This is a genomic window from Fretibacter rubidus (genome assembly GCF_041429785.1).
Taxonomy (GTDB): Bacteria; Pseudomonadota; Alphaproteobacteria; order Caulobacterales; family Maricaulaceae; genus Fretibacter; species Fretibacter rubidus.
This window is the reverse complement of the sequence record NZ_CP163423.1, coordinates 594,923-613,517: the sequence shown is the minus strand read 5'-3', so window position 1 is coordinate 613,517 and position 18,595 is coordinate 594,923. Positions and strand designations below refer to the sequence as shown.

18 protein-coding genes are annotated in these 18,595 nt (G+C 47.9%); 16 read left to right on the top strand and 2 right to left on the bottom strand.

Translation table 11 applies throughout. The features are described from left to right. Positions 1-6: 6 nt before the first annotated feature. From AB6B37_RS02905 to AB6B37_RS02875, 7 genes are all read left to right on the top strand, one after another. Positions 7-663, top strand: a complete 657-nt coding sequence (locus AB6B37_RS02905) for a hypothetical protein (protein WP_371397405.1) — start codon at positions 7-9, stop codon at positions 661-663. Positions 664-906: 243 nt separating this feature from the next. Then, positions 907-2,175, top strand: a complete 1,269-nt coding sequence (locus AB6B37_RS02900) for a hypothetical protein (protein ID WP_371397404.1) — start codon at positions 907-909, stop codon at positions 2,173-2,175. Next, positions 2,172-3,407: an ATP-binding protein gene (locus tag AB6B37_RS02895; protein WP_371397403.1), complete on the top strand. Its 1,236-nt coding sequence runs from the start codon at positions 2,172-2,174 to the stop codon at positions 3,405-3,407. Before AB6B37_RS02900 ends, AB6B37_RS02895 begins: the two co-directional genes overlap by 4 nt. A gap of 744 nt (positions 3,408-4,151) precedes the next feature. Beyond that, a complete protein-coding gene (locus tag AB6B37_RS02890) occupies positions 4,152-5,075 on the top strand; it encodes a hypothetical protein (RefSeq protein ID WP_371397402.1) in 924 nt (307 codons plus the stop codon). Between the two features lie 3 nt (positions 5,076-5,078). Next, entirely contained in the window at positions 5,079-6,821 is a 1,743-nt protein-coding gene (locus AB6B37_RS02885; RefSeq protein WP_371397401.1) for a hypothetical protein, read from the top strand. Positions 6,822-6,825: 4 nt separating this feature from the next. Further along, positions 6,826-8,583, top strand: coding sequence for a hypothetical protein (locus AB6B37_RS02880; protein WP_371397400.1), 1,758 nt, complete (start codon positions 6,826-6,828; stop codon positions 8,581-8,583). A gap of 183 nt (positions 8,584-8,766) precedes the next feature. Further along, positions 8,767-9,717, top strand: coding sequence for an alpha/beta fold hydrolase (locus tag AB6B37_RS02875; RefSeq protein ID WP_371397399.1), 951 nt, complete (start codon positions 8,767-8,769; stop codon positions 9,715-9,717). Positions 9,718-9,853: 136 nt separating this feature from the next. Here AB6B37_RS02875 and AB6B37_RS02870 read toward each other — a convergent pair whose 3' ends face one another. After that, positions 9,854-10,282, bottom strand: coding sequence for a DUF6691 family protein (locus AB6B37_RS02870; RefSeq protein ID WP_371397398.1), 429 nt, complete (start codon positions 10,280-10,282; stop codon positions 9,854-9,856). 1 nt (position 10,283) lies between these two features. Further along, positions 10,284-10,709: a YeeE/YedE family protein gene (locus AB6B37_RS02865; protein WP_371397397.1), complete on the bottom strand. Its 426-nt coding sequence runs from the start codon at positions 10,707-10,709 to the stop codon at positions 10,284-10,286. A gap of 88 nt (positions 10,710-10,797) precedes the next feature. On the opposite strand from AB6B37_RS02865, the gene AB6B37_RS02860 reads away from it, so the two are divergent. The 9 genes from AB6B37_RS02860 to AB6B37_RS02820 all read left to right on the top strand — a co-directional run bounded on the left by AB6B37_RS02860 (position 10,798) and on the right by AB6B37_RS02820 (position 18,588). Beyond that, positions 10,798-11,112 (top strand): metalloregulator ArsR/SmtB family transcription factor, encoded by a 315-nt coding sequence (locus AB6B37_RS02860; RefSeq protein WP_371397396.1) that lies wholly within the window; start codon positions 10,798-10,800, stop codon positions 11,110-11,112. Beyond that, positions 11,109-11,972 carry an MBL fold metallo-hydrolase gene (locus AB6B37_RS02855; protein WP_371397395.1) on the top strand — a complete coding sequence of 288 codons (864 nt, stop codon included), beginning with the start codon at positions 11,109-11,111 and terminating at the stop codon, positions 11,970-11,972. Before AB6B37_RS02860 ends, AB6B37_RS02855 begins: the two co-directional genes overlap by 4 nt. Before the next feature lie 10 nt (positions 11,973-11,982). Further along, positions 11,983-12,369 (top strand): TIGR01244 family sulfur transferase, encoded by a 387-nt coding sequence (locus AB6B37_RS02850; protein ID WP_371397394.1) that lies wholly within the window; start codon positions 11,983-11,985, stop codon positions 12,367-12,369. 3 nt (positions 12,370-12,372) lie between these two features. Then, positions 12,373-14,118, top strand: a complete 1,746-nt coding sequence (locus AB6B37_RS02845) for a SulP family inorganic anion transporter (RefSeq protein ID WP_371397393.1) — start codon at positions 12,373-12,375, stop codon at positions 14,116-14,118. A 287-nt stretch (positions 14,119-14,405) separates the two neighbouring features. After that, positions 14,406-16,466 (top strand): conjugal transfer protein TraG, encoded by a 2,061-nt coding sequence (locus AB6B37_RS02840; protein ID WP_371397392.1) that lies wholly within the window; start codon positions 14,406-14,408, stop codon positions 16,464-16,466. 2 nt (positions 16,467-16,468) lie between these two features. Further along, positions 16,469-16,984, top strand: coding sequence for a hypothetical protein (locus AB6B37_RS02835; RefSeq protein ID WP_371397391.1), 516 nt, complete (start codon positions 16,469-16,471; stop codon positions 16,982-16,984). Next, positions 16,977-17,987, top strand: a complete 1,011-nt coding sequence (trbB, locus tag AB6B37_RS02830) for a P-type conjugative transfer ATPase TrbB (RefSeq protein ID WP_371397390.1) — start codon at positions 16,977-16,979, stop codon at positions 17,985-17,987. The genes AB6B37_RS02835 and trbB overlap by 8 nt, the downstream gene beginning before the upstream one ends. Further along, positions 17,972-18,313 carry a TrbC/VirB2 family protein gene (locus AB6B37_RS02825; protein WP_371397389.1) on the top strand — a complete coding sequence of 114 codons (342 nt, stop codon included), beginning with the start codon at positions 17,972-17,974 and terminating at the stop codon, positions 18,311-18,313. The genes trbB and AB6B37_RS02825 overlap by 16 nt, the downstream gene beginning before the upstream one ends. Then, entirely contained in the window at positions 18,313-18,588 is a 276-nt protein-coding gene (locus AB6B37_RS02820; RefSeq protein ID WP_371397388.1) for a VirB3 family type IV secretion system protein, read from the top strand. Before AB6B37_RS02825 ends, AB6B37_RS02820 begins: the two co-directional genes overlap by 1 nt. The last annotated feature ends 7 nt before the right edge of the window (positions 18,589-18,595 follow it).

Here is an 18,595-nt window from a genome sequence, read left to right as displayed (position 1 = left end):
AAGACTGTGACTAATTCAATCAAAGCAATTTTGCTATTATCAGGGGCCGCGATACTATCGGCCTGTGGCGAAGACCCGAAAGCTCCAAATAAAGTCAATTTTGAAAAGGCTTTGAATGCTTACTACGCGCAGATGAAACAATGCGTCAAAATTGGAAGTAAGCCGAACGCAGACGGGATTATCCAAGAGTTCCGAACAGATGGCACTGTTCAAGATAACCAAGCTCCATTCTATAATGGCCTCGCCAGTTTAGGGCTCTTGGAAGCGGTCACCTATCAAAAGGACACTAAAAACTTCAGCGGGAAAGTTACCGGGAAAGCCGACTGGGTGGGCTATAAATTTTCGGACCAGGGCAAGACATTCTTACGTCCTGTTGAACTTGAAAAAGGGGCTTTCAGCACAGGTGCTCGTCAACTTTGCTATGGTACGCCGCAGGTGGTTGAGATCGTCAACTTCACAGAACCAGCCGAAACGATGGGCGCCAAGGTCAGCAATGTTCAATATCTATATAGACTTGTTGATGTTGCCCCATGGGCGAGCGATCCGGCACTAACTAATCAATTTGCATGGCTATCTGAAAGAGTTTCTAGTGATAGTATCGCCAAAGATGATGATCTGGTGCTGACAAATAACGGCTGGGTGCATCATAGTGTTATGAAATGACGCCCGTGCTTCTCAAATGGGGGCATAGCCGACATCCCGAGTGTCGTAAATACAGCCCTACAAAGCTTGTTACACGTTGCCAAGAATCGCTCCATGCGATACTAATTCTTATGGTTGCATTGTTAGATAAACTTAATCTACGTCCTACAGCGATGAAACTATTTGCTGGGGCAATCTAATACCGTGTTTGAAAAACTTTATTGTCCACAAAACGACCCCCGCGAGAATTGATCAGGAGAAAATGTGAGCATAGCACGAAGAGGCGACACTGTTTGGGATATTGAGGCTTTTACAGCGCATCTTTCCCAAGCCGTTATGCTGGAACATGTTGGTGTTATGCTCGGCGCAGGCGCCTCTTTAGGCTGCGGTGGTAAAACAATGGCAGGCCTTTGGGGCGACTTTTCTACTGGGAACCCTGACGCCGTAACACGCTTAACAGAGTTAGGTTTCATCAACTTGTTGCCTGGAGTTGTTCCAAATGTAGAAACCCTCCTAGATCAACTTACTGTGGCTGTAATGGACGCAAAACGTCGTTCACTGATTCGAGGTCAGGTCGCTCAAATAGGAGCCCCTACGCTCGAAGAGCTGAAAAACTTAAAGACATCAGTTTTGAGAGCAGTCCTTAGGGCGTCCCTTTTAGAAAGATCATGGCTTTCCAATCCTGAAAGCGCTGCCTCAGCTGAGGCTCTTCAGGCCCATGTTAAGATGTTAACTCGCCTTGTTTACACAAGACAGCCTGGGCAACCATCTCCTTGGGTCTTCACCACAAATTATGATATGGCTATTGAACTGTCTGCTGAAAACGCTTCCCTTAATGTACGGGATGGCTTCCGAGGATTCCATAATAGGGAATTCTCACCATCATCTTTTGATTTAGGCCTTCGCAATACCGAAGCGCGTGGTGAAGCCCAATTCGGCACATATGAAATATATCTGGCTAAGATGCATGGCTCTCTTTCATGGGAAGCAACCGACGATGGAAATGTACGAGCCTTGCAAATATCAGCCGTCTGCAATAAATTATTTAGCTTCGCAGACGGTGCAACTGACGATTCTCCAAGCGTGCTGATTTACCCATCATCAGCAAAGTTTGTTGATACTGTGGGGTTTGTGTATGGAGAAATGATACGGCGTTTAACTCATTTTCTTTCTCGGCCAAATGTTTGTTTGATAGTGAACGGTTATGGGTTCGGTGATCATCATCTGAATCGAGTGTTATTGTCCGCTCTAAACAATCCCACACTTCAACTAATAATATATCTTCCGGAAATTATCAGTTTTGACGGAAATGGATCTCCTATTAGCGAACGCCCGCTTAATTCCGCAGTTTCGAGACTATTAAGCCTGAAGCTTCCGCAGGTTACTGTCTTGGGGGGAGGAAGCGAAGCCTATTTCGATAAACTAGCAACGCACCTTCCTGACCCTACTGTGCTCGATGACCCAGCGGCCCGCGCACGAAAACTTGGTCGAGCCTTGGCTGAGCAACTTCAACAAGATGATCGTGCGTCATGAAGCGACCATCGCTAGGAACTGTCACAGAGGTAAGTACAACAAAAGTTTCAGTGCGGCTTCAAGATTATGCTCGTGGCTCAGTTGTGGCGCATGCCGATGGAATTTCGACAATAGGCCAACCCGGGGATTTAATAGGTATAGAAGGAGGTTCATCTCTACTCATCGCCAGAATTGAAGCCATCCAAATGTTTGACTCGGCATTTGCGCTAGGAAGAAGGGCCGAACTGGAGCCCGTTCGGGTGCTGGAGGCGGTCACGATTGGACGAATTGTCAAGAGAGGAGAAGACATGGTTTTCCATCCTGACCGATCCAAGCTTCCTGCGCTTGGGGCTCAAGTTGTGGGTCTTACTTCCTCAGAATTATCAGTGGTATTGGCTCCAAAGTCCATGGATTCTGCATGTGAGGATGTGTTGATAGGAGATTCAGTGTCTGCGTCTAATGTACCTATTAGCATAGGAATGGACGCGCTACTCACGAGGCACTTCGCTGTACTTGGAGCATCGGGACAGGGAAAAACTCATTTTGTCGCTAGCATCTTGCAAAAACTCCTGAAAGCCGGCCCCAACGCTCGCATAGTAATTTTTGATATTCACGATGAATATGGCAGCGCGTTTCGAGGCCTCCCACAAGTAACATTGAAGGAAACTGTTCTTGGAACAAATAGGACTGATGATACTCGAGAGCATTTCAGGATCCCATACTATTCACTAGGACTTGCGGGATTAAGTCGCCTTATTCTACCGAGCGAGAAAACTCAAAGGCCCGCATTAAACTTTGCGGTAGATAAGCTTCGTTTTGTTGAGGGAGACGCAAACGGCTCTCGCCTTATTGGTCAAGCCCATAACTGTATGTTTGGTGACGGTCGGCCTGGAAATGCTGATGCAGCACACGCTGCCATCGAAAGCTTGAAGAATTTAACGGCCAATCCAGCCCAACAGTGGCCACACATGTCCGCGCTTGTTCATTTGGCTGCAGAGTGGGCTGCTCTAAAAAGAAACGGGCGTGGAGTAATGGAGCGCTCAGCGTGGGACTACGGGAATGTTGCTCCGATGCTTCAACGAATAAATCGTCTTATCAGAGATTCACGATTTAACGAAATTATTGGGATTGGGCCAAGTGGCTTACTTAACCCACCAGGCACTCTCAACTATGGAAATGAAACGCGTAGTTTGGTTGACAAAATTTTGGCCCTTCAGGCAATTCAGAATGGAATGTTCACATCGTCGGGATAAAGAATTTACCAGGAGATCTCACGCCATATATTTTAGGTTCACTTCTTGAATTATATGCAGAAGAGCTTTTTAGACGTGGCGCTGGAGAGAGCTACCCTACTTTATTAGTGCTTGAAGAAGCACATCATTATCTTCGTCAAATTCCAGGTGATGTTGATACTGGCCTTCACACTCTTGCATATGAAAGACTGGCGCGAGAGGGTCGGAAATTTCAGGTATCAATGTTGATTAGCACTCAACGTCCTTCAGAAGTGTCTCCCACCGTTCTCGCGCAATGTGGGACCTGGGCGGTTTTCAGGCTTACAAATGAAAGAGATCAAGCGGTAGTAAGTTCCGGTTCAGAACAAGCCAGTAGATACGCAACAGCCCAAATACCTGGATTAGCTAGAGGGCAAATGGTTATGTTCGGTGACGCATTACCATTAGCGACTAAGATTAAGGTGGCGCGCCCGATTGCTGGCTTTGAGCCTTCAAGCGAAGATGCAAGCTTCTCTGATGCTTGGTCGATGATTTAATGAAAAAGCTTGATGAAGAATGGCGCTCAAGCAATCGCCGAGTGTAACTCATAAATTCGCCTCACCCCCATCTGTTTTAAACAACTGCCTTCAACTTGCTGGGAAAACTTCTGGCTTCCGTCAGCCTAAATATTCCGCGGAGCGTTTAGGGCTGGTTGTGACTAAGTCTTAGCCGGCAAAGCGGAGATCGAAACTTTGATCTTAGTGGTCGGAAGACTTGCTAAAACTTGTGAATGATGCACTCATTCGAATCATGCAGAGTAATTCTAACACGTTCGCTTCCAGCTTGCTGGAGAAACTATTAAATGAAGATGCTTCTCGTTTGAGAGAAGGTTTTTCATACGAGAATTCTTTAGGTTTTCCTTCTGCGCAAAAGACTTCCATACCAAATTATAAAATTGTTATTGATGCCTGTGTCATGCGCAATGAAATTCGCAGATATATATCAGCGGTAGGAAACCCCACTTTTATTCAAGAAGTTCATAGGTCTGGCGTTGGAGAGATATACGCCCCAAAGTGGATAGAAACAGAGCTGATAACATCCACACTGCCAAGCTTGTACAAGAGTGAAGGGGTATCTCCTAGAATACTTGAACGATTAGCAGAATCCCTTCTTGAAGAAATAATAATACCTTCTGGGTATGACAAGCCGGAAGCTAACAACTTACCAGAAGGAGTTGATACCAAAGATGAACCTTATGCTAGACTTGCTCGGGACATTAATGCCTTAGGCATCCTGAGCTGGGACAAAGGATTCAAAAAATATCACGTCAGTACTTTCAAGGAAGATGTTCTGAGACAAATGCAGCACATGGCGCGCCTTTTAAATTCAGAAATCCAAATTCGGACGGCCGGTAAGCTAGGAACGATAGTTACCACTAATGTAGTGGGCGAAGCTGCTAAAACCTCGTATGATTTGATAAAAAAGGTTCCCAGAAAAGCGCTCATAATTGGCGGTATAGCCGCAGGTGGCGCTGGATTGATTTACTTAACTAAAACGAACCATGGGCTAACAAACCGTAGGCGATATCTTGATATGAGCCTTGATTTGGTTGGCAAAGCTTTTGAATTCTATATGGAGTTTCAAAACGAAATTAAGATAATTCAAAATGAGACTGCAAGCCTCAAGGCATTGATCGAAGAAGGGCGATAAATAATGAACCCTCAGACCAATGTATCTAGCTGTACTGAGCTTGTTGTTCGTCTTTTACCACAGGCAAGAATTGCACTAATGCAAGGGTCGCTTATCCAATGGGTTTCTGGGGTTTCTTGGGAAGACAAAGACCAAGTTGTTTCTGCTCTCATTCAATTGGAAAAAGCGGGATTGGATGTTGCATCTGAATTCATAACTAATCCTTTCATCAATAGTTCACAGAACGGATTTTTTCAAGTTCAAGAAATAGTTGCAAGTTGGATACCTCGATCAATTGCAAATATTTTCGAGCTAGCGCGGATTGCGGAGAATTTCGCCGTGACGAGCGGCAGAGATATGACCGTAGGTGCTATCTATGGAGCTTGGGAGAAATTGATACAAAATAGACTCAATGAAGCAGAGAATTTCATCCAGCATTCAATAAAAACGCCCTCAGACAAAGCTTTATTACTTGCAACTTTGAACGGCCTCGTGAATTCGAGCAACGAGCTTGCTTTCGTAACTTCATTACCTCTTGTTGATCATGATAATGTTGATGTTAAACGTGCAGCCATTCTTGCAATCGCAAATATAAAGTTGTCTCAGCAGCAGGCGGTCCTCTGGATGAGTAAACTTCTGGCATTGGAAGTGGAGCCGAATTTTAGCGAAAAGGATTTACTCGCTCATGCTTTTTTACGCTTATGCCGCCGTAAACATGAGAGCCTAGCTAAAAAGCATGAAACTAAAATTCTACATGTTTTGCATTTGAATCACCCCGAAGTTCGTTATCGTTTATATGAAGAGCTATGGCGGCATGAAGCATATTACTCTGATTGGGTGATATTTGAAGTTATCAAAACGATGTCGGAAATCACTACTGATGAATTGGGGTGTTTGGATCGCATTGGGATGTGGTTAGGGCAGAAAAAGGTTAGTCTTGAGTTTCACAAAGTGAGGGCAGCCACCCTCATGTTGGCAAGCAGCGAATTCAAGCTAAGCCATAAAGAGCTCTCATGGTTTAGGAGCCAGCTTTTAGCAGACTATCAGTCGGAATTAGCTGAACTTTTAGTTCTACTGCTTTTAAATTCCGATACTAGCGTATCGCGACAATCAATTGATCTGGTCGACCGGCTAGACAATTCTATTCTTATTTTCTCCGACAATCCACTTCTCGATGATCCGAATGTGCGTTCGGTATTACTCTCGAAAGCTATGGGGCACAGCATGTTTGAACGTGGATTAGTGTTATCCGTTGCATGCGCAGTGTTTAATCGGGCCCTCGATGATGACGAGCTAACACAATTAATCTCAGATTTTACGGAATTTTGGCTTCGAAACTTCCCGGGGGATTACGACTTAATGCTACAAGCAGGCAAAGATAAAAATTTATCTCAATCAGCAGAAAAAGCTCTGCGCAAATACGCAAAGCCCTTCGTTGATCGACTATCAAACCTAAAGACACAAAAAGCTTTTGCTGTCGAAGTTGAACAAAGGTTAGTCCAGATGTCTTTACGTTTGGAGGAATCGCGACAAGTTCGCCAAGGCGCAAATGAGAATTCAATCTTTGCCGACATCTTTACTACAAAGAATATACTTCATGGGTCTGAAACTGTATTCTCGGTATTTAGAGGGGATGACGAAAACCCACAGAGACAAGTTATGCCAATGAGTTCTATCTCTCATTCATTAACCGTTCCCATGATGTCGGTCCTCTGTCCAACTTACTATCAGTATCAACGCCTCACTCTGTTAGGGAGGACGATCTAGAGCAATGAAACAGTTGATGCGTGAATACATTGCTTCTCTGGGTGAGAGAGCAGACTTAGAGAAGCTTTTACCTGATATTCTAAGTGAAATCGGCATGAAGGTAATTTCGCGTCCGGGGCGCGGAACTCGACAATATGGTGTTGATGTACTGGCAACGGGTTTAGACCCAAATGATAAAACTAAAAAGCTCACATATCTGATTACAATCAAGTCCGGTGATATTGGCCGGTCTGATTGGGATTCAGGACCGCAAGCCGTAAGGCAGTCAATTAATGATATAGTGGATGTATATATCCCAACTCATCTCCCTCCCGGTCTGAGGAATACCAATAAGGTCATCGTCGTATGCTGCGGGGGTCATGTTCAAGAAGCTGTCCGGCAGAACTTGTCTGGCCTAACAGCAACTATCGAAAGCCAGCACAAAGATATTAGTTTTCAGGAATGGAATGGTGATCATTTAGCTGATATTGTTATGTCTGGCGTTTTAAGAGAAAGCGTTTTCTCGAATGAATTGCGCTCACAATTAAGAAAAGCGATCGCATTTGTTGACGAAGCTGAGGTCTGCGAACGACACATGGAAAACTTGTGTCACGCTCTCGCCAATAAAGATCTAAGTAAACGAAAAAATCAAATTACAGCCCTAAGACAGATTAACTTAGCATTATTCAGTATTTTTGTTTGGGCAAGGAATGCTGAAAATTTAGAAGGTGCTTACCGAGCTAGTGAAGTGGCTCTACTATATGCATGGGATATAGCCCGAACTGCTCTGGGCGTGAAATCCAAATCAGCCAATACAGCTATAGCCGCCGCAGTATCAGTGGCAAATATGCATCTAAATATCTTAAGTCGTTTCGTTGAAACTTATATAGTGCCTTCAGCTTATATTATCGACGGTCTTGCTTCTCAGATTCCAAGTGCCGCATCCGTTGATGTCAATCTTAAGATGTTTGACCTGTTAGGTCGCGTGGCAATATTGGGGCATTGGCGATTACAAGAGCAATACCGTCGGATGAAGGCCGGAGCCGATTATGGTTCTGAAGTGGAGATACAAGAAATCCGTGATATTGCTAATATCATCGATGCAATGATCAAAAATAATCCTGTATTTTACTCGCCAGTGTCAGATTATCAAAATACGGAAATATCATTAGCGCTTTCCTTTTTAACGGCTGCTGGCTGGGAAAACACAATAACCTCATGGTCTCAACAAATGTTTGCCGCCTGTAAGTTCGCGTATGAAACGGATGGGAACTACCCGATGGCAACTCCAGTGTACTCAGACCTTGCCAACCGCGTTCGCGGAGATAAAGCGCTGCGAGAAAAATTCACGAACGCTAATGTGCTTTATGCTGCATTGTTGGTTGAGTTTGGACGTCAGGGAAATGACATGAACCTCCAATCTCTTCAAAAGTTTTTGAGGGAAAGTTTGCCCCATACTACGACACAACTCTGGTTTCCAAATGAGGCAAGCGAAGACCTCCTTTGGACCAATTCCGAAGTTCATGGGCGTGCAATGACAGATATGCCTGACGATGAAACCTCCGTCGAATTCATCACAAACTTAAACAGCATACTTAAGCATGAAGATGGATTTCAGAACTTATCCGCAGTTCAGGCGATGTTATGGACAATACCTCTTGTTGCCTTTCGCCGGTACAAGCTACCTGTTCCTACTTCATTTCAAACCTTGTTGTCGGGAATACTCAATGAACTTATGGAGGCTGATGCGAATTCCTCGGAAATTGAGGAGACTGAAAGATAAAACGAGCTTCAATACTTATAGTCTTTATTTTTCTAATGTCAGCTCTGGGGATCTTGCCACGATTTCTCATTGGCAATAAACCCACTGAATAAGCCGTTGGTACTTGATGGCGGTCAAAAAGGTCGAGTTTTTTGAAGTAATAATTATTCCAAGTTTACCTCAATTTCAGGGCTTTAGGAAATCATGGGATTATTGAGAGGGCTATTTTTAATTGCGGGCCTACTAATTGTTGGAGGCCTTATCGTCACTGTGATGGCGCTGCGTGATACGCACCAACGAGTTGTTGCGCTTGAAGCGGTGCATGCCTTCGCCAAAACACGTCATGGGCAGATTGAATACCAACGTTGGGGCATTGGAGAGCCTGTCCTCGTTATTCATGGAGCGGGCGGTGGGTTTGACCAGGGACGACTACTGGTCGAAGCTATGGGTTTAGAGGGTTACAATTGGATTTCTGTTTCCCGTTTTGGTTATCTTGGGAGTGCGATGCCAGAAAATCCTTCGACTGCCGCGCAAGCCGAAGCCTTCATGGATCTTCTCGACGAACTTGGCATAGAGCGGGTTAGTATCCTCGCTATGTCTGGCGGTGTACCGCCCGCACTTAAGTTCGCTGAACTCTTTCCAAACAATATCGATCACATGGTTTTATTGTCACCAGCCCCCTTCACGCCGTTTAGTCCCGATATCGAAGACCGCCCTATTCCCACATGGGTATACTCAGCGCTACTTGAAAACGATTTTATTTATTGGTGCCTTACCAAACTAGCACGTAGCCGCTTAGAGGAGGCTTTTGATGCACGCCGCGACCTCCGGACGGGTTTATCCACTTCCGAACAGGTTTTCATCCACAAACTTATCGATACTTTCCTGCCTGCATCAAGGAGAGCCAAAGGCGTCGGCAATGAAGTCGTCGCGGTTGACCCTAATGCGACCTATAATCTGGAAGCCATTCGTGCGCCAGTCCTCGTCATTCATGCGCGTGATGATCGACTTAACCTCTTTGAAGTCAGTGAAGACATCGCGTCCCGTGTAGAAAACTCACAGCTCCTGCCATTAGATACAGGCGGGCATTTATTGCTCGGTCATCATGAGGAACTTTCAACCAAGATTGATGGCTTCCTGAATAATGGGGGTTGAGCAAACCTTTCGCCAAACCTACTTCATTAAAGCGATCATGTTTCTTGAGTGAACGTCTTAAAATCGCCGCAAGTAAGACACCGAGCTTAAGTCCGGTTTGGGGATTTAATGGCTTCTTACTTTAGCGCGTAACGTATTAAGGCTGTTTAATGTTCAGTCTGTTCGCACCCTCATACAACATCATTCCCGTAATCATTGCTCCTAAGAACACGATAATTGGCGTTCCACCAATCAAGAGCGCAGCGATCGCAGGGCCGGGACAGAGGCCGACGAGGCCCCAACCAACGCCGAATAGAACGGCCCCAATGGCGAGTTTAATGTCGATTTTTCGGTTTCCGGGAATTTGAAACTTCGGCGCGGCAAGTGGCTTACTCTTTCGCCATGCCAAGCGGTAGCCAATAGCCGTCACAATCAGTGCGCCGCCCATAACAAAAGCCAGTGATGGGTCCCAGTTTCCGAATATATCCAGAAACGCGATAACTTTTGCAGGGTTAACCATCTGGGAAATAACCAAGCCCAAACCAAAAATCAGACCCGCCATCAGAGCAGTAAAATGTCGCAACATTTTAGCCTCCAATAGCTGTTCTGGCGACCGTCACGGTCAACATTCCCGCGCCCATAAAGAGAAGGACTGAAACCATTGAGCGGGGCGAGAGGCGGGAGAGACCGCATACGCCATGACCGCTCGTACAGCCCGAGCCTAGGCGCGTGCCAAACCCAACCAGAAGACCGCCAATGACCACGAATGGCAGACTGGCAGACAACTCAAATGCGGAGGGTTGATGAGTCGCAAACTGATACAGAATAGGAGCCGCGATGAGTCCTAACACGAAAAGCAAGCGCCACAATTTGTCGCCCCTTTCGGCGAAGGCTACGCCTGAAAAGACTCCGCTTATGCCAGCAATGCGTCCGTTGAAGACCATCAATATCACGGCGGAAAGCCCGATCAATGCGCCGCCTATCAGTGCGGAGAGGGGTGTGAAGTTTTCCATCGCAGAGCCTTTTTCTGAGTGAACTTGTCTCCCATATAACACTTGACGTTTTTGTAAAGTGTTATATGTCGATTGCAAAGGAAACCCTATGGCGATGACGTCCCTTGATATGATGCCAAAGGCCGAAGAGGCCACACGGCTAATGAAAGCCTTGGCCCATCCCGAGCGCCTGATGATTTGTTGTCAATTGCGGGAAGGCGAGTTGTCCGTAGGAGAGATAGAGGCCAAGCTCAACATCACACAACCACGTCTTTCGCGAGAGCTATCGAAACTTCGAAGGCGCAATATTTTGGGCACGCGAAGAAAATCCAAGTCCATTATTTATCATCTCAAGGATGATCGTATTCGTGCAATCGTGGATATGCTTTGTGATGTCATGATGAAGGAAGGGCAACTGTCGTGACCCCTATTGTTAAAAGCTTTTTTGACGAACGCACAAATACCGTCTCCTATGTGGTCAGTGAGCACAAAGGTAAACATTGCGCAATCATCGATTCCGTTCTGGATTATGATTCTAGTGCCGGTAGAACCTGGACAGACTCCGCCGACGCCGTCATCTCCTATATTCAAAACAATGATTTGACCTGCGATTGGATTTTAGAAACGCATGCTCACGCCGATCACCTATCAGCGGCGCCTTATCTGCGAGATGCATTGGGCGGTAAGATTGCGATTGGGGAGCATATCCCGGATATTCAGAAAGTCTTTGGCGGCATCTTCAATGCCGGCGACACGTTTAAAAAGGACGGCAGCCAATTTGATAAACTCTTCAAAGATGGCGAGATGTTTCACATTGGAGCTATGGCGGTAGAGGTGATTTTCACGCCCGGTCACACACCCGCATGTAATAGCTATCTGATTGGAGACGCCGTATTCGTCGGCGATACATTGTTCATGCCAGATTACGGTACAGCGCGATGTGATTTTCCGGGCGGGGATGCGGCGACGCTCTATCGCTCTATTCAAAAGCTCTTTGCGCTGCCGGATGAAACGCGCGTCTTTCTGTGTCACGATTACAAACCGAAAGGCCGCGACCATTATATGTGGGAGACCACTATTGGCGAGCAGAAACAATTTAACATTCATGTTGGCGGCGGCGTGAGCGAGGCGGAATTTGTCGCGATGCGCAATGCGAGGGATAAGACGCTCGGTTTGCCCAAACTCATCCTGCCATCAATCCAGATCAATATGCGCGCCGGAAACATGCCGCCCGCTGAAGATGATGGTCAGCATTATCTCAAAATTCCAATCAACCGTATTTAAGGGGGCTGTGATGAACATAAAACGTCTCACGGAGTCCCTGTCTGTTTCTGAACAAATCTCCCATCGGGATATGTCAAAGATTGCCGAGATGGGATTCAAGACGATCATCAATAATCGCCCTGACCGCGAAGTGCCATTCCAACCACGTTCGAAAACTTTAGCGGCGCATGCGAAAAATGCAGGCATTGCGTATTTAGACCTGCCTGTAATCTCAGGGCAAATGACGCCTAAGAATGTAGAAGACTTTACGACTATCTATGCTCAGGCCCATCGGCCGATCTTGGCATTTTGTCGGACGGGCACGCGCTCGGCTAATCTCTGGGCAAGGGCCAACCCTGACGCTTTGTCACCTGAAGAGATAAGCAGAATCGGCCAGCAAGCGGGCTACACGCTCTAAGGCATGGCCTTTAAGCTCGCAAAATATCTACCGATCATAGACTGGGGTCGCCGCTATAAGGGCGAGACATTCGTGAATGACGGGATTGCCGCCGTCATTGTGACCATCATGTTGATCCCGCAATCCTTGGCCTATGCACTTTTGGCGGGATTGCCACCGCAGGTCGGACTGTATGCGAGCATCCTGCCCTTAGTCGCTTATGCGATCTTCGGGACAAGTCGCGCCATGGCAGTCGGGCCTGTGGCCGTCATCTCACTCATGACGGCTGTGGCGGCGGGAAAGATCGCCGCACAAGGGACGCCGGAATATATTGCGGTGGCGCTGCTGCTGGCCCTGATTTCAGGTTTGATGCTCTTGGTCATGGGGTTGTTTAGACTCGGCTTCATTGCCAATTTTCTGAGCCATCCCGTCATTTCCGGTTTCATCACGGCTTCGGGACTTTTGATAGCCGTTAGCCAGTTGAAACATATACTGGGAGTCTCCGCATCCGGCCATAACCTCATTGAGATGCTGCATGCTCTTGTTACGAGTTTGCCACAAACAAACTTTCCAACGCTGATTATCGGCGTTGTTTCAACCGCGTTTTTATTTTGGGTGCGTCGAGGAATGAAGCCGCTTCTAATGAAAGTTGGCTTATCAGATCGCTTGGCCTCAATCGGAACAAAAATTGGACCTGTCATTGCTGTGGTCATCGCGATTATCGTGGTTGCCTCGCTGGGCCTTGCCGATAGGGGCGTAAACATCGTCGGTAATATCCCGAAAGGCTTGCCATCTCTTAGTGTTCCTGAATTTGATTTGGAACTATGGCGCAGTCTGCTCGCCTCATCACTTATCATAGCCGTTATTGGTTTCGTTGAGTCGATATCGGTGGCGCAAACATTGGCGGCTAAACGGCGTCAGCGGATAGATCCAGATCAGGAACTTATCGGGCTTGGTGCAGCGAATGTTGCTGGGGCATTTTCTGGCGGCTATCCCGTCACAGGCGGGTTTGCGCGCTCAGCCGTCAATTTTGATGCCGGGGCCGAGACGCCGGCGGCAGGTGCGATGACCGCTATTGGAATTGCACTCGCGACCCTATTCCTCACACCGCTTTTATATTTCCTACCTATCGCGACGCTGGCCGCAACAATCATTGTGGCGGTGTTATCCCTCGTCAATATTGCGGATATTCGCCAAGCTTGGGCTTATTCAAAGGCAGATTTCGCCGCTATGATCGCGACGATCATCGTTACACTGACTGTCGGCGTTGAGGCGGGCGTGCTATCAGGTGTTGTGCTCTCAATTGCGCTTTTTCTCTATAGATCATCGCGGCCTCATTTTGCCATTGTCGGTCAAGTTCGTGATACGGAACACTTCAGGAATATTGCGCGCCATAATGTAATTACGAACCCGAAAGTCTTGACGTTGCGCATTGATAAGTCGCTCTATTTTGCCAATGCCCGCTATATGGAAGATGCTATCTACGATCTAATCTATAATAAGCCCGAAATCGAGCATGTCATTCTGATGTGCTCAGCTGTCAATGATGTCGACTTCAGTGCGCTGGAAAGCCTTGAGGCTATCAATGAACGGCTCGCAACGGCGAACATCAAGTTTCATCTCTCCGAAGTAAAGGGGCCGGTGATGGATCGACTAGAGAAGTCTCATTTACTAAGCCAGCTCACTGGTGCGGTCCATCTCTCCCAGCTTGACGCCATTAAGGCCACCAGCGGAACGTCACATGGGACTGAACTGGATTTTCATCTGTAATTTTCTTTCATGAGCCAATATCTGCCAAAGGGTTTTCCGGCTATGCTCACGGCTCAGAAAAGTCTTGGATTCCACTAAACTTACATCTGTAAAATCTGTCTGCAATATTCAGAATTCCCCAAAGTCCAAGTACCGCCCGGCAATATGGTCAAATTGGCCATTTTCACAGAAAGTCACAGAACTTCATAGAAAGTCATAATAGGTCACGCGAATTCACTATATAGGAACTAGACTAAAAATCCGTTTTTCTGACAGCCTTAGTCCATCGCAATTGAAGGACTTAGGTAATGTCGCCACAAAATATCTTGATCGGACAAATATGCGTCGTCTTTGCGACAATCATTTTGTCGACATGGTATGCTACGCAGTGGGTCGCGCTTCAGTTTGATTATGATGCTTATTTGGGAACGGGATTCGCAAAGCTTGGCAATCACAAAATCTATGCGCCCTGGAACCTCTTCAAATGGTGGTATCAATTTGACGCCTATGCGCCACATATTTTTTCAAGAGGCGGTCAGATTTCAGCAGGCGGTGGTCTATTCGGAATTGTCTTCGCGGTCATAGGTTCTGTACTCCGCGGCCGCTCTGCAAAAGCCCTAAACACATTTGGCTCATCGCGCTGGGCGACATCAAAGCAAATGAAGCAAGTTGGTCTTCTGGATGACCATGGTGTTTTCCTTGGGCGCACAAAGACTGATTACATTCGCCATCAGGGCCCAGAGCATGTCATGGCGATTGCGCCAACACGGTCTGGCAAAGGCGTGGGCCTTGTCATCCCGACCTTGCTCTCCTGGACTGACAGCGCGGTTATCCATGATATCAAAGGAGAGAATTGGCAGCTCACCTCCGGCTGGAGAGCAACATTCTCCCATTGCCTATTGTTTGACCCGACTAATGCCGCGAGCGCAAAATATAATCCTCTCTTAGAAGTGCGCAAAGGCGTCAACGAGGTACGCGATGTTCAGAACATTGCCGATATCCTTGTTGACCCTGAAGGTATGCTTGAGCGTCGCAACCATTGGGAAAAGACTGCTCATAGTCTTTTAGTCGGCGCTATCCTTCATATTCTCTACGCAGAGCGCGAAAAGACGCTGGCTCGCGTAGCCTCATTCCTCTCTGACCCAAAACGTAGTTTTGAAAAGACGCTTGGTGTCATGATGAAAACTAATCATCTCGGTGACCGTTCAGGGGCACAAGTCCATCCGGTGGTCGCACAAGCAGCGCGTGAACTCCTCAATAAATCTGAAAACGAGCGCTCAGGTGTATTATCAACGGCTATGAGCTTTCTCGGATTATACCGAGACCCCACGGTCGCCGAGGTGACATCAAAATGTGATTGGCGCATTGCCGATTTGATCAGCGCAGATAAGCCCGTCTCTCTTTATCTGGTCATTCCGCCGTCCGACATCTCGCGCACGAAGCCGTTGGTTCGCCTCATCCTAAATCAAATTGGTCGCCGCTTGACAGAAGAGCTTGTTGTCTCAGGCGAGTGTAAACCGACACGTCAATTGCTACTCATGCTGGACGAGTTTCCGGCTTTAGGACGCTTAGATTTCTTTGAAAGCTCACTCGCTTTCATGGCTGGCTATGGTTTGCGGGCCTTTCTGATTTCTCAATCCCTCAACCAGATTGAGAAAGCCTACGGTCCTAACAATTCCATCCTCGATAACTGCCATGTGCGGGTAGCCTTTGCGACCAATGATGAGCGCACGGCCAAACGCTTATCGGACGCTATTGGCAGCACAACGGAAATGCGGGCGATGCGGAACTATGCCGGTCACCGCCTCGCGCCTTGGCTCTCCCACGTCATGGTCTCTCGCCAAGAAACAGCGCGCCAGCTGATCACGCCCGGCGAAATCATGCAGTTGCCATCCAATCAGGAGCTTATTCTTCTTTCAGGTTTCTCGCCGATCAAAGCCGATAAAGTTCGCTACTATGCGGATAAGAATTTCATAGGCCGTGTCTCCAGCCCTCCCCAAATATCCTCAGGCGGATATGGCGGACTTTCCCCGAATACGCCTTGCGTCTGGGGTGTTGAGACACGGCCCGTGGATGACCGTCTCTACACAGAAATTGAAAAGTCAGAGCAAAACAAAATCGCATCAGCCTTAAATTCAAAGACTGATATGGAAGACGAGGAAGACGCAGGCGGCAAAGAACGCAGCCCCGAGCTTAGCGCTCCTGAGTCTTCCACATCTCAAGCCAAGACCAGAGAGAAGTCTCTCGATGTTGCAGAGGGCGATGAACTCACACCCGCAATTAAACTGGGCGAGTTTGTCAGAGACACGGCCACGCTTGCACGCGCCCATGACCTGACCCGCAGCACAGACATAGATTTGGGAATGTAACTATGAGCAACGATCTCACAGCTCGCGTTCGCGCGCGTATCACACCGGAAAATGCAGCGCTGTTGGACGTTCGGGCACGCGCAATGGGGAAAACAAAATCGCGCGTCATAAACGATGCTCTGTCCGCCTGTTTCACGTTTGAGCACGACGACGCTCGGGACGCACGTATACTCGAAAAGTTGGATATGATGATACGCCATAATCATCGCCATTCGCGGGACCTCAATCTGCATTCGGAGACCTTTGCGCTCTTCCTGCACTTTTACTTCACAATGGCCCCGCAAATCTCGGCAGCGGATACTGATGCGCGCGCCGCGCGCGGTGTTGGATTGATGAACCAGTTCATTGATCAGCTTGGCGTTAAAATGCGTTCGGGTGGTAAAACCTTCAAGCAAGCTCTGTCTGATGTTCTTGTGTCCGACCAAGACTTCTTTCGGCTCGATGAAATACAACTTCTCGAAAAGCTGCAGAAGAAAAAAGTGTCCGCGCCCAAGAAGAAGGAGACAGCAAATGTCTAGCCTTCAAACAACCGCTACATCAGACCGTACGCTTGCTATGCTGCGTACCGCACTGGGGCCCGTTATTACGAACGCGCTTGATGACCCCAAAGTTGTCGAGATCATGCTCAATCCCGATGGCCGTTTATGGCTTGATAAATTAGGTGTTGGCCGTTTTGACACGGACAGTGTTTTGACGCCTGATGAGGGCGAGCGCGTGGTGCGTCTCGTTGCCAGCCACATCAATCAAGACGTGACAACGAAAGCGCCGATTATCAGCGCGGAGCTTCCGGGTAATGGGGAACGCTTTGAAGGTGTTTTGCCGCCTGTCGTTTCAGCGCCATGTTTCTCCATTCGGAAGGGCGCAGTCGCGGTCTTCACCCTGGATGATTACGTCAAAGCGGGCAGTCTCACCTATGACCAGTCCGAAGCGCTAAAATATGCGGTCACGTCTCGCCAGAACATCTTAATCGTAGGCGGCACTTCAAGCGGTAAAACCACGCTCGCCAATGCCTTACTGTCTGAAATATCGGACACAGGTGACCGCGTCCTGATTCTGGAAGATACGCGCGAGCTTCAATGTAAGGCTAAGGACACTGTGGCGCTTCGCACGCATGGCTTGAATGTCACGCTCGCAGATTTGGTGCGCTCGACACTGCGCCTTCGCCCTGATCGCATCATCGTAGGTGAAGTGCGCGGGCCTGAAGCGCTCGACATGCTCAAGGCTTGGACGACTGGGCATCCCGGCGGCATTGCGACCGTCCATGCAAATTCAGCGAAAGCGGCTCTGGGCCGAATTGAACAACTGATTTTAGAGGGCGTGGCGATTGTTCCGCGGGCTCTGATTGCGGAGGCCATCGACGTGATTGTCTTCATTTCCGGGCGAGGCTCACAACGCCGCGTGCAAACCATCGCGCGCCTCATTGATCTGACGGACAAGGGCTACCAGCTCGAACCGCTCACAGCCTCGTCTTCCATCCCTAAACTCACTTTTGACGGAGGTAACTCATGTACGGACCCCTAACACACGGAAGCTTAAATCAACGGCTATTCTACGGCGCAGCTATTGTCGTTCTGATTATGATGTTGATGCCGCAAACGGCGCACGCAGCAGGATCAGCCATGCCGTGGGAAGGGCCGCTGACCAGCATCTTGCAATCTATTGAAGGCCCTGTAGCGAAAATTTTCGGCACGATTGCCATTATCATGACGGGCATTGGCCTGGCCTTTGGTGATGCAGGCGGCGGTATGCGCAATCTTATCAAGATTGTCTTTGGTCTGTCGATTGCCTTTACCGCGACAAGCTTCTTCTTGTCATTCTTCAGCTTTACGGGCGGGGCTGTCATCTAATGACGGACACGGCCGCATATCAGCTTCCCGAAGGTTTCACCATTCCGGTGCGCCGTTCATTGACCGAGCCCATCCTATTAGGCGGTGTTCCGAGAACGGCGGCTATCCTGAATGGCACGCTTGCAGCGGCCCTAGGGTTGGGTCTCCAACTCTGGTTACTCGGCATCATTTATTATGTCTGCGCCCATACTCTTTGCGTCTTTTTCGCCTCACGTGATCCGCAGTTCATGGAAGTGCTTGTCCGTCACATCAAACATAAGGGTTATCTCTCCTAAGGAATTT

Excerpts from the sequence above, each read along its gene's own strand:
- AB6B37_RS02860 (WP_371397396.1), top strand. The coding sequence starts at position 10,798 with ATGGCGATGACGTCCCTTGATATGATGCCAAAGGCCGAAGAGGCCACA.
- AB6B37_RS02895 (WP_371397403.1), top strand. The coding sequence starts at position 2,172 with ATGAAGCGACCATCGCTAGGAACTGTCACAGAGGTAAGTACAACAAAA.
- AB6B37_RS02840 (WP_371397392.1), top strand. The coding sequence starts at position 14,406 with ATGTCGCCACAAAATATCTTGATCGGACAAATATGCGTCGTCTTTGCG.
- AB6B37_RS02820 (WP_371397388.1), top strand. The coding sequence starts at position 18,313 with ATGACGGACACGGCCGCATATCAGCTTCCCGAAGGTTTCACCATTCCG.
- AB6B37_RS02825 (WP_371397389.1), top strand. The coding sequence starts at position 17,972 with ATGTACGGACCCCTAACACACGGAAGCTTAAATCAACGGCTATTCTAC.
- AB6B37_RS02850 (WP_371397394.1), top strand. The coding sequence starts at position 11,983 with ATGAACATAAAACGTCTCACGGAGTCCCTGTCTGTTTCTGAACAAATC.
- AB6B37_RS02885 (WP_371397401.1), top strand. The coding sequence starts at position 5,079 with ATGAACCCTCAGACCAATGTATCTAGCTGTACTGAGCTTGTTGTTCGT.
- AB6B37_RS02865 (WP_371397397.1), bottom strand. The coding sequence starts at position 10,709 with ATGGAAAACTTCACACCCCTCTCCGCACTGATAGGCGGCGCATTGATC.
- AB6B37_RS02835 (WP_371397391.1), top strand. The coding sequence starts at position 16,469 with ATGAGCAACGATCTCACAGCTCGCGTTCGCGCGCGTATCACACCGGAA.
- AB6B37_RS02875 (WP_371397399.1), top strand. The coding sequence starts at position 8,767 with ATGGGATTATTGAGAGGGCTATTTTTAATTGCGGGCCTACTAATTGTT.
- AB6B37_RS02880 (WP_371397400.1), top strand. The coding sequence starts at position 6,826 with ATGAAACAGTTGATGCGTGAATACATTGCTTCTCTGGGTGAGAGAGCA.
- trbB (WP_371397390.1), top strand. The coding sequence starts at position 16,977 with ATGTCTAGCCTTCAAACAACCGCTACATCAGACCGTACGCTTGCTATG.
- AB6B37_RS02870 (WP_371397398.1), bottom strand. The coding sequence starts at position 10,282 with ATGTTGCGACATTTTACTGCTCTGATGGCGGGTCTGATTTTTGGTTTG.
- AB6B37_RS02845 (WP_371397393.1), top strand. The coding sequence starts at position 12,373 with ATGGCCTTTAAGCTCGCAAAATATCTACCGATCATAGACTGGGGTCGC.